Annotated in this window: 11 protein-coding genes, 1 pseudogene and 1 other annotated feature; of the genes and pseudogenes, 4 read left to right on the top strand and 8 right to left on the bottom strand. The window is 70.2% G+C overall.

Translation table 11 applies throughout. From position 1 onward, the window contains the following. Positions 1–27 precede the first annotated feature (27 nt). The 3 genes from FHX80_RS32145 to FHX80_RS32135 form a co-directional block, all read right to left on the bottom strand. A complete protein-coding gene (locus FHX80_RS32145) occupies positions 28–1074 on the bottom strand; it encodes a hypothetical protein (RefSeq protein WP_145767995.1) in 1047 nt (348 codons plus the stop codon). Beyond that, positions 1071–2537, bottom strand: coding sequence for a phenylacetate--CoA ligase family protein (locus FHX80_RS32140; RefSeq protein ID WP_145767994.1), 1467 nt, complete (start codon positions 2535–2537; stop codon positions 1071–1073). Before FHX80_RS32140 ends, FHX80_RS32145 begins: the two co-directional genes overlap by 4 nt. Positions 2538–2888: 351 nt before the next feature. Next, positions 2889–3251: a hypothetical protein gene (locus FHX80_RS32135; protein WP_244318716.1), complete on the bottom strand. Its 363-nt coding sequence runs from the start codon at positions 3249–3251 to the stop codon at positions 2889–2891. A 1269-nt stretch (positions 3252–4520) separates the two neighbouring features. Between FHX80_RS32135 and FHX80_RS32125 the strand changes: the two genes are divergently transcribed. The 4 genes from FHX80_RS32125 to FHX80_RS36905 all read left to right on the top strand — a co-directional run bounded on the left by FHX80_RS32125 (position 4521) and on the right by FHX80_RS36905 (position 8010). Then, positions 4521–5777: an ice-binding family protein gene (locus FHX80_RS32125; protein WP_425281710.1), complete on the top strand. Its 1257-nt coding sequence runs from the start codon at positions 4521–4523 to the stop codon at positions 5775–5777. 250 nt (positions 5778–6027) lie between these two features. Further along, a complete protein-coding gene (locus tag FHX80_RS32120; protein WP_326589376.1) occupies positions 6028–6642 on the top strand; it encodes a DUF5819 family protein in 615 nt (204 codons plus the stop codon). Between the two features lie 124 nt (positions 6643–6766). Next, positions 6767–7846, top strand: a complete 1080-nt coding sequence (locus tag FHX80_RS32115) for an HTTM domain-containing protein (protein ID WP_425281709.1) — start codon at positions 6767–6769, stop codon at positions 7844–7846. A 17-nt stretch (positions 7847–7863) separates the two neighbouring features. Further along, positions 7864–8010, top strand: coding sequence for a hypothetical protein (locus tag FHX80_RS36905; RefSeq protein WP_167523790.1), 147 nt, complete (start codon positions 7864–7866; stop codon positions 8008–8010). Between the two features lie 46 nt (positions 8011–8056). Here FHX80_RS36905 and FHX80_RS32105 read toward each other — a convergent pair. From FHX80_RS32105 to FHX80_RS32085, 5 genes and pseudogenes are all read right to left on the bottom strand, one after another. Then, a pseudogene (locus tag FHX80_RS32105) lies at positions 8057–8245 on the bottom strand (IS5/IS1182 family transposase); the annotation flags it as partial. 266 nt (positions 8246–8511) lie between these two features. Further along, positions 8512–8640: a sequence feature (AL1L pseudoknot), on the bottom strand. After that, positions 8601–8918, bottom strand: coding sequence for a transposase (locus FHX80_RS32100; RefSeq protein ID WP_167523789.1), 318 nt, complete (start codon positions 8916–8918; stop codon positions 8601–8603). (Overlaps the previous feature by 40 nt.) A gap of 49 nt (positions 8919–8967) precedes the next feature. Further along, the gene (locus FHX80_RS34970; protein WP_167523788.1) at positions 8968–9243 is read right to left on the bottom strand and encodes a hypothetical protein; all 276 of its coding nucleotides are present in this window, start codon (positions 9241–9243) and stop codon (positions 8968–8970) included. A gap of 381 nt (positions 9244–9624) precedes the next feature. Beyond that, on the bottom strand, positions 9625–11037 hold the full coding sequence (locus tag FHX80_RS32090; protein WP_145767990.1) for a nitrosuccinate lyase: 1413 nt from the start codon (positions 11035–11037) through the stop codon (positions 9625–9627). Then, positions 11034–13046: an FAD/NAD(P)-binding protein gene (locus FHX80_RS32085; protein WP_145768158.1), complete on the bottom strand. Its 2013-nt coding sequence runs from the start codon at positions 13044–13046 to the stop codon at positions 11034–11036. Before FHX80_RS32085 ends, FHX80_RS32090 begins: the two co-directional genes overlap by 4 nt. Between the last annotated feature and the right edge of the window lie 255 nt (positions 13047–13301).

Below are 13301 nucleotides of genomic sequence, written 5' to 3'. Positions count from 1 at the left end.
TGGCTCAGAACCGCACCGCAGCACGACTCAGTTCTGGCGTACCACAGGCACCGATTCACAGCCGCGCAGCCGGGCGTCCTTGCGTGCCTGACCCGGCGACTTCCCGCTGCCCACCGCCCGGCCGTCGACGACCGCGAGCCAGTCGTCCTGGGACAGGTCCGCCCGCAGCGCGTCCAGACCGGTCGGTTCGAGGGCCTGGAGCAGAACCGGGTCGGGGGCCGTGGGGGTGTCTGCCGCCGCCGGGCGCGGTGTTCCCGCTCGCCACTCGGCGGTGGTCCGCTCGCCCGACCTGGCGCGTGACCACAGCACGTGCTGGAGCACGATCAGTGGTCCCAGTGCCGTGAGGAGCGGGAACGCCCCCGTCAGCACTCCCAGGCCGAACAGCAGGCTGACGCTCGCCGACACCGCCACTCCGACTCCGGCCGCGAGAAGACCCGCGGCCCGCCCGAAGGCCTTGAGCGCCACCAGCGGGAAGAGCACCAGGAGCAGCAGGTCGCCCAGTCCGAGCGCCACCGGTGGTCTGCCCTGGGTGACCGCCAGCAGCGGGGCGAACGGCAGTCCCATGACCTGGGCCGCGAACCGGTCCATGACGGAGGTGAGTCCGGTCGCCACCATGTCGTAGCAGCAGAGCACCCCCGCAAACCACGTCGCGTGGACAGAGCGCATCCCGCTCTGCGCCCACATGTTGGCCACTCCCACCACGGCGACGGCGAGCAGGACGTCGGTCAGGGCCGTCACGGCGACCGGCAGGTCCGCGAGCGCGCACGCGGCGGTGGCGGCCACGGAGACCGTCGAGGCGAGCCAGGCCCGCCCGCCGCCGATCAGCGGCGCGAGGGTGAACTGGAGCGCCGCGCAGAAGGTCAGGCCGAAGACGACGGCCACCAGGGTCCGGGGCATGGCCAGATACGCCAGGGGAGCCGCCACCACGACGGCGGTCATCACGGCGACGTCGGGCAGTTCGTACTTGCCGACCGGGGGCCGGGGCATCCGGACGCGCGCGAAGTAGACGGCACCCGCCGCCGTGATCGCGGCGACCGCGCCGTTGAGGCCCACGAGGGCGACGGCGGTGCTCACGCGGGGCTCGCGACGCGTACGGCGGCGGGGCGGGCCGACTCGAAGGTGTGCTCGCGCAGGTCGGCGCGGACCGGGCCGGTCGGCGGCAGCGTGGCCGGATCGTCGTGGAGCACGATGCCCTCCAGCGCGAGGCCCGCCGCTGTGGCCCGCTCCTCCAGTCTGCCGAGGAGGGCGGCGGCGGGCAGTTGGCGGACCAGGACATGGAGGACGGAGCCCCCCGGGCGGTCGGCCAGGGCGTAGCGCGCGGGCAGCGGGACGTCCGGCTCGGACTCCAGCAGGTTCAGCACCGACCGGGTGGGTACGGCGATGCTTCGCGGACCCGACCAGCGGCCGAGTACGGGCGAGGTCGCGGGCAGGTGGGCCAGCTCGCAGGTGGGCTCGACCTTGGGGCGCCCGACCAGGTCGCCGGTCGCGTAGCGCAGCAGCAGGGTGCAGTCCCGGTAGGGGACGTACGGCGTCTGCACGATGATGCCGACGGAGCCCGGCGGCGTCGGCTCGTGTGTCACGGGGTCGAGTATCTCCAGGTGCCCGAACTCGGTGGTGTGGTGAAGATGTCCCTCGGCGCACGGCGTACCGCCCGAGGGGACGCTCTCGGTCATCATGTACGCCGTGGCGATCCGGGCGCCCAGGGCGGCCGCGGCCCGCTCCCGCAGCGGGTCGGAGAGCACCTCACCGCCGACGCCGATGGATTCCAGGCCGAAGTCCGACGCGTGCCAGCCGTTCCTCTCCGCTTCCTGGACGAGGGCGGAGAGATAGGACGCGGAAACCGTCAGATGCGTGATCTGGGGGGCCTTGCCCCGCAGGCCGAGCGGGGTGGCCAGCCGGTCGAGCGCCACGGCCGGGTCCACGGTGCCGATCTGGATGAAGGAGGCGCCGATGCGGGTCACCGACTCCTCCACGTTGAGCAGCGGCAGGGTCGCCCGGGAGCAGCCCGCGTACGCCATGGTGTGGCGGGGCCGCAGGCCCATGCCGAGCACGGCCGAGACGGTACTCATGGCAACCGAGATCTCCACCTCGTCCCGGGAGAACCAGACGGCGGTGGGGGTGCCGCTGGTCCCGGTGGTGAGCGCCATCAGCGCGGGAGTGGAGGCGGCGGACACGAAGGCGGCCGGCAGACCGCGCAGGGCTTCTTTGGGCGTGACCGGTACGCGGTTCCATGTCTCCGGGGTGAGGGTGCCCGGGTCGAGTCCAAGGACGTCGAAGGTCCGCCGGTAGTGGGCGGTGTGCCGGGCGGCGGCCACCGCGGTGGCCCGCAGGCTGCGCTCCGTGACGGTCCGTCGTACGGCGGGGTCGACAGCCCCTGCCTGGCCGGGGAGCAGAGCCGAGTCCGCCCCCGGCTCGCCGAACTCGGCCAGGGTCGCGATCAGGTCGCGGGCTATGCGTTCCAGGTCCTGCGGGCGGATGCGGCGGTTGCGGAGGATCGCCATGCCGTACCGGAGCTGACTGAGGGCGGTGCCGAACAAGGGGCCTCCTGATGCCTGGACCGGGTCTTCTTCCCGGTCCAGGCCGGGGCCGAGCGTCAGACCATGCTGGCGAACATGGCCGCGGTGAGCGTGCTGAACGCGTACTTGACGTAGTGCTTGACCATGATGGATCTCCCTTGTTTCGCGCCGCCCGGGGACGGCTGGGCTCCTGGTGGTGCACTCCCGACCGGGGGCGGTCGTTCGATGAACGCGACTTTAAGGCAAGGCAATTGACCGATCAACGGTTTCTCCCGACGACCTGGATTCGCGGTGGCCTGGCGCCAGGAACGGCCGCGGGCCCCGGGAATCGTTCCCGGGACCCGCGGTTCGTACTGCTTCGCTTCGGCCTGGTCAGTGGCTTCGCTTCCGCCTGGTCGGCGGCGCGGCGCCAGCACCTGCCGCAGCACGTCGTGCACGTACGTGGTTCGGGTGCTTGCCCGAGAAGCGGTCCGGGAGAGGGCCGCTCACCGTCACCGGGACGTCCACGCTGGTGTGGCCCGACGTGGTCCAGTCGATGGTGAACGTACGGTCGCTGCCGCGGATGCTGAACGGGCCGTCCTCGGCCGAGATCGCGTCCCCGGACTCGTCGGTGGCGTCGTTCTCCTCGACCGCGAGACCGCCGGTCTCGTGGTCGCCCGTCACAACGAGCAGGGTGTCGGGGTGCGTCGCCACGTAGGCGCGGGCGACCGCGACGGCCTTCTCCAGCTGCTGCATGGACTGGAGGACGCGCGTGCCGTCGTTGGAGTGCGCGAACTCGTCGGTGCCCTCCTTCCTCGACCACGAGGAAGAAGCCCTTCTTGTTCTTGTCCAGGCTGCCCAGGGCCTTGCTGACCATGGTCCCGAGGTCCACGACCGGGCTGTAGACGTCGGCCCGGCCCTGTACTGCCCACCCCGAAAGACCGTGCCCTGTACGGGTGTCCGCCGGCTTTCAACCGTCGTAGACACCCCGGCACAGCTGAACCTGCTGCGATCCCGGGGCCCGCTGACCAGGTCAAACCCAGGAAAAAATATCAGCACATGAATGCTGTGATGCGGTTCTTGTTCGCCGCGGTGACGATTAAAGAGGCTGTGAGGAAGAGCAGGTATTCCGATTACGGGCGGATCGATATCGAGCAGAACCCGATTTGACGCTGATCGCAGAAGCGATGGAGGGCCCCTATTGAGGTGCCCTCCATCAGAATGAGGCCAGGGCTCAGTTCGGCCAGGCGCTCCGGTGGCCCGCCGAGCGGTCAGGCCTCCTTGGAAGGTGCCCTCCCCCTGGACCGACAGAACCCCTCGGCCAGGTTCATCGTCCCAGGTCAGGAAGGCACTTCCGTGTTCCGCCCCCAGCCGGCCGTACCCAAGTGGAACGGCGAGGCCAGAGAGCTCCATGATCTTGGACGCCGCCTGTCACGTTCCGGGCCTCGCCGCTGTTACCTGACGGGCCGCCATGAACAGAGGGTTATCCGACTCCACCGAAGCCCTGACGATACGGGTCGCACCATCTTCGCCACGCCCGGAATTCTGCCTTTCGCCGACGCTTCGAAGCACCCGTTCGGCGGTGGCCGGATGATCAAGGCGAAAGGATTCTTCCCTTTCTTCTCACAGTCTCACGCCGGGAGGCGGTACCGGCTCCCGGCGTGAGGGCACTCTGGTATTCCCGCTCCGCACCCGTGTCGCAAAACACGAACCGGTAGGGTCCGTTCCTGCGGCGCCTGAGGTAGCGGCTCCTCTTGAGGGCGTGCGCGAATTCCGCTGATGTCCGTAGATGTGACGACCGTACGCCTCGGGCATTTCCACGCCCTCACGCACCCCTCTTCCGGTGACGCAGAAATGCACCCTCAAATGTCCAGCGCTCATCGAACAGTTGAGGGTCGAGAAAAGAGACTGCATCATTCCCTACAGGAGTAGGCCCCCTCGATGAAACCGAACATCAGTGGCGCGTTTCCATGGCGTGCCATCACTACCTGGCTCACGGCGGCCGGTGTTGCGGCAGCTGCGGCCGTGGCCCTCACCCCAGCACAGGCCCTTGCGGTCGCGAGCCCCGTCCCTCTGGGAACGGCGGACAGCTACGCGGTGCTGGCCGGCCAGTCGGTCACCAACACCGGTCCGTCCGTGATCACCGGAGACCTCGGTGTGAGCCCGGGAACCGCCGTCAGCGGCTTCCCGCCCGGGATCGTGAACGGAGCCATCCACTCGGCGGACGCACCCGCGCTCCAGGCCCAGACGGACCTGACCACGGCGTACAACAATGCCGCGGGACAGGCCCCCGACTCCAGCATCGCCGGTGACCTCGGTGGTCTGACGCTGACTCCAGGTGTCTACAAGGCCTCCAGCTCGATCGGCCTCACCGGTACGCTCACGCTGGACGCGCAGGGCGATCCCAACGCGGTGTGGATCTTCCAGGTCGGCTCGACGCTGACGACGGCCTCGGCCAGCCGTGTGCTGCTGGTCAACGGCGCGGCGCCGTGCAACGTGTTCTGGCAGATCGGCAGTTCCGCGACGCTCGGGACCGACACCACCTTCGTCGGCAACATCCTGGCGTTGACATCGATCGGAGCCAACACCGGGGCGTCGATCGACGGCCGGGCGCTGGCCCGCAACGGCTCGGTGACCCTGGATACCAACCGGATCACCCGCTCGACGTGCGCCAACGGCACCACGGGCGGCACCACGACCGGCACGACGACCGGCACGACGACCGGCACGACGACCGGCACCACCACGGGTACCACGACCGGCACGACGACCGGCACCACCACGGGCACCACGACCGGGGCCTTGGGTGGCGTCCTCGGCGGCGTCCTCACCGGCGGCACCACGTCGGGCACCACGACCGGGGCCTTGGGTGGCGTCCTCGGAGGAGTCCTGACCGGCGGTACCACTGGAGGCGGCCTGATCGCCGGGACCACCGGCGGCACGGGCAGCACCACGGTGGGCAACACCTCGGGGAACATCGCCGGGAACACGGGAGGGATCACCTCCGGGAACACGGCGGGGAACACGACCGGCGGCGGTAACGGCGGCCACCCGGGGAAGCCCACCGGGCACCCGAAGCCGCACCACCACGCCAAGCCCACCGGGCACCCCAAGCCGCACCACCACGCCAAGCCCTGCATGTGCGAGAAGCACCCCAAGCCGGTCAAGCACCACCCCGCCAAACACGAAAAGGCGCACGACAAGAAGCACACCGAAGAACACACGAAGAAGCACGACAAGAAGTGCTCCTGGGACAATGACTGCAAGGCCGCCAAGGTCTAGTTGAATCGCGAGCCGCCCGGCGCGCAGTACATCCTTCTGCGCGCCGGGCGACCGTGCTCACCAGCCCCGAAGACCGAAAACCATGAGTCCCTAAGACCATGAAATACGGAACCACATGAGCATCAAAGATACCTGCTACGGAAAAGCGCCGGGTGCGAAAGGTGACAAGGGCGGAGAGGATCCGCAGATCACGAGAGAAGAAACCGGCACACCGGAGATGATCACGGAGACTCCAAGGCGCACCAGAATCTTGAAGGCGATTACCGCCGTCGCCACGCTGTTTCTTCTGGCGGTCTCGCTGACCCACGTCCTTCTCGTATTTCTGCACGTTGCCCCGGCCAACAGCGTCTCGCAGCGCTACAACAAGCAGATCAATGCCTGGGTCTACCCCTTGTTCGAGCAGAACTGGCGTCTTTTCGCACCCAACCCCGAATCGGTCAACTACCGGATCTCGGCACGGACCATGCGGACGTCCGCAGACGGCACGCAGCAGGTCAGCGACTGGTTCGACCTGTCCGCCGTGGACGACTCCGCCGTCCGGCACAGTGTCTTTCCGAGCCATACGGAGCAGAACATGCTGCGCCGGGCGTGGTCCTCGTACCTCGAACTGCACGGCGGGGACGACCAGCCCCACTCGCGCCGTGCCTGGATGATGCAGCAGTACCTGAGCAACATCTCGGCCCAGCGCGTCGCCGCGCACCGGCACGGCTCGTTCGATGACATCCAGCTACGGGTCACCGTGCGCCCCGTACCGGCGTCCGCAGGGGGAGCGGGTGTCCGGCCCGCTGCCGCCTCCGCGCCGGACAACACCCGGTACCTGCCGTGGTGGAAAGTGACGTGGAAGGTGGCCCCGTATGCCGGCTGAACAGGGACTACAGGCTCCGGGTACACCGCATCCGTACCCTTCTTCTCCGCCACCGGTCGACGCCGGTCGGCGGGTACGTGGGCAGGCGAGTGTCCAGCGCACAATGAACGCCCTGCGTACCGCCATGACCGAGCAGCCCCACTCGCTCCACGCGACCGCGGCACTGCGCATCGGGTACGGGTTCCTCTACCTCGCCTTCCTGCTGCGGGAGTTCCCGCACCGGGACGAGATCTGGGGGCCCGGCTCCCCCTGGACACCCGCGCTGGCCGGTGAACTCTTCAACCAGACCGGCTGGTCCAGCATCCTCACGCTGTCCGACAGCCGGCCGTACTTCGAGGTCTGCTACCTCCTCGCCGTGGTGACGTCCGCACTCTTCCTGCTGGGATGGCGTACACGGGTCGTGTCTGTGGTCTTCGCGGTCGTGGTGGCGTCCTTCCATGCGCGTTCGATCTTCATGACGGACGGCGGGGACAACCTCATCCTCCTCATGGCCTTCTATCTCTGTTTCACCGCCTGTGGACGCCGCTGGTCCCTCGACGCCCGCCGGGCCGGGAAGCGGGGAACGCTGAAGGCGGTTGCCGTCCCGGCACGGCGCCCCGTACCGGGCTGGCTGCGCGATCTCGACCTCGCGCGGCGGCAGTTGGCGACGGTGCTGCACAACTGCGCCCTGTTCGTCATCGCGGCCCAGGTCTGCCTGCTGTACGGATCCGCCGGGCTGTACAAGGTCCAGGGCAGCCTCTGGGGCAACGGAACCGCGATCCACTACGTACTCAACCTCGACCTGTTCCGGCCGTGGCCGACGCTCTCCGTCCTGGTGGACCGGCTTCCGATGCTGATCGCCGTCGCCAGCTACCTGACCGTCCTGCTTCAGGTGGCCTTCCCGTTCGTGCTGTTCAGCCGGGTCAAGTACGTCGTGCTACCCCTGCTCATTGGCATGCATGTGGGCATCGCCGTGCTCATGGGCCTGCCGCTCTTCTCCGGCGCCATGGTCGTCGCCGACGCCGTGTTCCTTCCCGACCGGTTCTACGGGTTCCTCGGACGGGGGCTGAGCCGCACGTTCCGGCGGGCCGATCCGGTAGCCGCACCGACCGCTGACGCGCCGTCCACTCCCGTCCCGAGGCAGCCGCGCCCGGAGGACAGCCACCCCGAGCACCGTCCCGGCAAACCGGTACTCGCCCTCGAAGGGGCGGACGAGCATCCTTGACCGGACCTCGCCGGCCAGTGCGGCAGCACCCACCGCGCACCAGCCACCGCCGGTACCGGGTCGAACGGGCACTTCTGGACCGCGGCCGCGCAGAGAAGTTGCGCAAGCACGGCACGCTCGCGGTCTCGGCGCTGCCCGCGTCCGGCCGGGAGCGCAAGGGGTGAGGTGACCGGTCATACGTCCTTGTTTCGCTCCAGGTGCTCCGTCCGACCCGGGAGCGCAAAAGGTCCACGTGCAGCCCGAGGTGGCCACGAAGATGACCGCGGCCAGAACTTCACGGTCACCAGCCCAACGTCGGCCCCCGCCCTGCGGCCGCCTCACCTCCGGGGGCGGCACCACCCGCCGGAACAACACCCACAAGCCACCCGGCACCAACCGCTCAACAGATCCTTCATGCACAGCTCAACGAGCGATTACGCCATAAGAAGCGACGCCTCAGAGGCCACCAGTCGACGCCGGAGTAACAGATTTCCTTCAGCCCAACATGGCACGAGTGCAACGCTCTTGCCTGACCATGTCACATGCTCCGCCTCAAGGGGACTCGGCCTAGTTCCGCCGCTCTCGAGTCTCTGGAGCGAGGAGGTGCGCGAGGCGCAGAGCGGCCTCTGGGGCGATCTTGACTTTGAAGCGCCTGCATACCCGTTGTGGGCGGCGTAGTACGTGCTCGGCGCGATCGGCGCGTCCGTCTCGGCGAGGACGTCGCAGATCGGCTGGACGCCGAACAGGTTCTTGTACTGGTCGATGTAAGCGACCTTCATCGCAGTGGACGGTCCAGCTCCGCGGCGAAGAAAGCCGAGGCGGACTTCAGGATCGCGTTCGGCCGCCGCAGTTCCTTCACCTCTCGTTCCAGCTCTGCGAGGCGGGCTGCCTCGGCGCTGGTGGTCCCGGGCACGATGCCTTCGTCGGTCTCGGCCCGCTTGACCCACCCCCGCAGGGCCTCGGGATGCACGTCGAGCTGGTCGGCGATCCGCTTGATCGCGCCGGCTCGGCCGACCGGGTCCTTGCGGGCCTCGACCGCCAGACGCGTCGCGCGCTCACGCAGTTCTTCGGGGTCTTTACGGGGAGCAGCCATGATCGGCATCCTTCCGGGTCTTCGATGTCTCCATCAAACCCGGGGCGATTCACAGGTCCTGCGCAGCTTGTGGGCTGCTTCTATCACGGATGCTACGGACCGCATGGTGCAGCGCGTGTGCCGCGCGGTCCGGGTCCAGTGTCCCGGAGCCCTGTCCCAGACCGGTATAGAACAGGTCGGCGACGGTGACGGAGAGCTCGTCGTCGATCTCCCACGACGTAGAGAATCTGGAGGTCGCGCCGCCGTCCGCCGCCCTCCTGCGCGCGGCGCGGCGCGTCCGTCTGATCACTGTCACCGGTGGGGCCAGCTTCTTGTCGTCGCGCACCTTCCGGCCACTTCTCGAATCGGCCGAATCACCGGTGTGGGTAGCGGCGTTGGTGCTGCGTACGGGCTCCTGTCAGCCCATCGCGGAGTGTCTGGACTCCTTCGGGCTGGTCACGGAGAAGGCCGCCCCCCTTACTTTCGTCCAGCGCCGCTTCACCAGTTCCCGAGGAGCAGCGGTTCGCCATCGAATCGGTGACCGCGGCCGGTGAGGACCCTCGCGGGAAAGAGACGGACGGCCATTTCCACACCGCTGTCCGGCTGTCCCGCCCCGCCCAGGACACCGTTTCGCACCCGCTCACCGGCCTCGTTCACCCGGTCTGACCCCGCTCAGGCTCCCGGATGGCGTGGGGGCCGCCGGGTCCGGTTCCCTCCGGTCACGTTGTCACGTCCGGAGGCCGGGAGGTGTCAGTGCCCGGTCGACCAGGAGGCCGGCCATGCCCGTGTAGTGGGCCGGGTCGAGCAGCGCGGCGAGTTCCTCGGGGGGCAGCACTTCCCGTACCTCGTCGAGTACGGCCAGCACCGCGGCCAGTGGCCGGCCGGTCCTGGTCGCCTCCAGCGACGCGCGGGTCAGCAGTTCCTTCGCGGCCGTCCTGCCCAGCGTCGGGGCGAGCACGGCGCAGACCCGCTCGGAGGCGATCTGCCCGCCGGTGGCCTGCACGTTGGCCGTCATCCGCTCGGGGTGGATTGTGAGCCCGCCGACCAGCGACACCGCGAGGTGCGCGGCCCCGCCGGTCAGCCGCAGCGCCTCGCGCAGCGGCTGCCACTCGGCGTGCCAGACTCCGGCGGACCGCTCGTCCTCGTGCGGCAGGCACTGCATGAGGACGGTGGCCAGGGCCGGGACCTGGAGGGCGGCCGAACGGATCAGCGTCGACAGTACGGGGTTGCGTTTGTGCGGCATCGCCGAGGAGGCGCCCCGCCCGGCCGCCGCCGGTTCGGATACCTCCCCGGTCTCGGTGCGGGTGAGCACGAGCACGTCGACGGCGATCTTCCCCAGTGCCCCTGCGGTGTGTGCGAGAGCCGCGCCGAGGTCGGCGACGGGTGTGCGCAGCGCGTGCCACGGCAGGACCGGTGCGGCCAGCCCTGTCTCGTCCGCGAAGGCGGCCACCAGTTCGGTCAGGACGGTCGCCGGGTCGGTCTCGTCACCCGCGTACTGGAGGTAGCCCGCCAGGGTGCCGGCCGCGCCGCCCAGGGACACCGGCAGTCCGCCCTGTTCCAGCCGTTCCAGGCGCTCGGCGGACTCCAGGACCAGCTGGCGCCAGCCCGCCGCCTTCAGCCCGAAGGTGGTGGGCACGGCGTGCAGGGCGAGGGTGCGGCCCGCCATCACGGTGTCCCGGTGGTCGGCGGCCAGGCTCTCCAGGGTGGCGGCCACGGCCCTGAGGTCCGCGATGATCAGGCGCAGGGCGCGGGTGGCCACCAGCATCGCGCCGGTGTCGAAGACGTCCTGGCTCGTGGAGCCGCGGTGCACGTACTCGGCCGCCTCCGGCGAGCGGGCCGCGACGTGCGCGGTGAGTGCCTTGACCAGGCCCACCACCGGGTTCGCGGTCTCCCGTGAGGCGAGCGCCAGTTCCCGTACGTCGAAGTCGGCGGCCCGGGCCGCGGCGGTGACCGCGGCGGCCGCGGCGGGCGGGACGGTGCCGCACCGTGCCTGGGCGCGGGTCAGTGCGGCCTCCGCGTCGAGCATCGCCTGGACCCAGGCGGTATCGGCGACGGCGGCCTCGACGGGGGTGCCGGCCCGGACCGGGGACAGCAGCCCGGTGTCCGCTCCGGCGGGGTGGTGCTCGGCGGCGGGGCTCACGCGGCTGTCCTTCTGCCCGGCCGGGCAGGAGCCGGCCCGGCCGGGGCCGGCGGAACGTGTAGCAGCCGGGCTGCCCCGGCCGGCAGCTCCGCCAGGGCCAGCACCGCCACCGCGACCGCATCGGAGTCCTCCAGTGTCACCGAGCCCACGCCCGGCCGGATGCCGGCCACGGTCACCCAGTGCACGGACTCGGTGGGCACCCCGTACGCGAACCGTCTCGGATGCGGCACTCCTCGGGCATCGAGCAGATGGTAGGGCCGTTCGGACACGGCCAGGCCTCCGGTCTCGTAGGACGAACCGTCCGTGCCCGCGATGCGGTAGGGCTGCCCCTGTCCGGTGCGCAGGAGTTCCTTCATCAGCGGATCGGCGGTACGCCGGACATCGATCTCCGGCAGCCGGGCCTCGACCAGTACCGTGGCCCGCACCCGCAGGCCGGTGACACCCGCGGAGGTACCGACGAAGGCCGGGCCCTCGGGGTCGTGCTCATCGGCAGCCACCCGCAGTCCCGGACCGGTCACGTCGAGGACCCCGGCATCGATCAGCGCGGCCATCTCCTCGATGCGGGAGGCCGGCGGGCCGATGGACAGGTATGCGTTGAGCGGCGTGTACCACCCGTCCAACTCGTCGCGGTGGGAATCGGCGTCCAGACCGCCGTGGTCGATGGCCAGACGCAGCTCGTTGCGCAGATCCCGCAGCAGGTCCAGAGCGGCCTTGAACGGCCCGCTGACGTTGCCCTCGCGGGACCTGCGCACGTCCTCGTCCAGATAGCTGCGCAGCCAGGCGCGGAAGGAGGCCAGGTCGGGAAAGACACGCTCGCCGAACGGACGGACGATGCTGCCCCAGTCCCACCGCTCGTCCTCGGCGATGCCGGCCGCGGCCAGCAGGTGTTCCTCGGCCACGCCCTCCTCGGCCCGCAGGAACGCGGCCGAGAACGCGGCCGCCTCCTCCGGCTGCGCGCGCCGCGCGAGCAGGGTCTCGTAGTAGACGGTGCGCACCTCCTTGGAGATGAGCGGCCACAGCTCGGTGCCGAAGCGGATGGGCTCGCCGCCGTTCGCCCGTGCGCGCAGCTCCGCCACGAACCCGGTGGTCAGCAGCCGCGGGTGGTAACGGCCGTGCGCGCCCTTCTCGTTGTCGCCGCGCGCCTGGTACGGCACGCCGCGCCGGGAGCCCGCGTACAGCCGGGGCTCGCGGCCGGAGGGCCGGTACTTCAGGCGGCCGTCGGCGCGTTCGAACACTCCGCCGCGGGCGTGCGTGAACAGCGCCATGTAGTCGAAGAAGTTCAGGCCGAGCCCGCGCAGCAGCACGGTCTCGCCCGGGGCCACGGCCGACAGGTCCACGTCCGCCGGGTTGCTCGGCGCGATGTAGGTCAGCCCGTGCCGGGCCGCGTACTCGGCGTACTCCCGCTCCGTGCCGGTCGGGCGCACCTGGACGTGGCCCTGTGCGAGCACCACGGCGCCGAGGCCGGTCAGCCGGGTGCCGTCCTCCAGGAGCACGGTCTGCGCCCCGTCGGGGCCGGCGCCGGGGTCGGCGTCCTCGAGGGTGACGGCGCGCGAGGCGTGTACGCGGATGTCGGTGTGCGCGGCGGCGTTCGAGGTGATCTGTCCGAACACCCAGGTCAGGTAATGGCCGTACAGGGCGCGGGTGGGGTATGAGTCCGGGCCCAGGTCGCGGGCCTCGGCGAGGGTTTCGTCGTCGTACGGTGCGCCGGCGCCGGGCGGGAGGGCGCCGGCGCCCAGCGTCCTGGCCCATTCGTAGAGGCTCGGGCCCTCTTCCAGCGGTCCTTCGATGCTGACGCTGGCGTCCGTGTAGACGGTGACCTGTGAGGCGACGGTGTTCATCAGCAGGTGCCGGGACTGTGAGGGCCGCCAGACGCGGCCGGCGCCCGGCGGGTCCGGCTCCACGACGTGCACGGTGAGGCGGTCCCAGCGGGGGGACTTGCGCTCCTGCGCGCAGAGCCGTTCCAGTACGGAGAGCCCGCGCGGTCCGGCGCCCACCAGGCACACTTCCATCAGTCTCCCGGCGGCTTTCTCCTCGGGTGGGGAACCCGCCGCTTCAGCGGTGGGTGGAGTCACACGTCCGCTGCTCACAAGGACACTCCGCTCAGGAGACGGGGGCGACCGGGCCGCGGCGCCGCGTCGGCGTCGCCGGTGTGCCGGACCGGTCTGCTCCCCGAGGGTCATGGTGGTGTGTCGCAACGGTCGGTCCCGGCGCTCAACCAGGGCTCGGTTCTGAGTGGAAGAGCGGTCCTGGTCCGGGTGCTCTGG

This window comes from Streptomyces brevispora (genome assembly GCF_007829885.1).
In the GTDB taxonomy this organism is placed as follows: Bacteria; Actinomycetota; Actinomycetes; order Streptomycetales; family Streptomycetaceae; genus Streptomyces; species Streptomyces brevispora.
This window is presented reverse-complemented; position numbering and strand designations above follow the sequence as displayed.

Bases quoted from the DNA above. Each gene is read 5' to 3' on its own strand.
- FHX80_RS32135 (WP_244318716.1), bottom strand. From the start codon at position 3,251: ATGCAGCAGCTGGAGAAGGCCGTCGCGGTCGCCCGCGCCTACGTGGCG.
- FHX80_RS32115 (WP_425281709.1), top strand. From the start codon at position 6,767: ATGACCGAGCAGCCCCACTCGCTCCACGCGACCGCGGCACTGCGCATC.
- FHX80_RS32100 (WP_167523789.1), bottom strand. From the start codon at position 8,918: ATGGCTGCTCCCCGTAAAGACCCCGAAGAACTGCGTGAGCGCGCGACG.
- FHX80_RS32085 (WP_145768158.1), bottom strand. From the start codon at position 13,046: ATGGAAGTGTGCCTGGTGGGCGCCGGACCGCGCGGGCTCTCCGTACTG.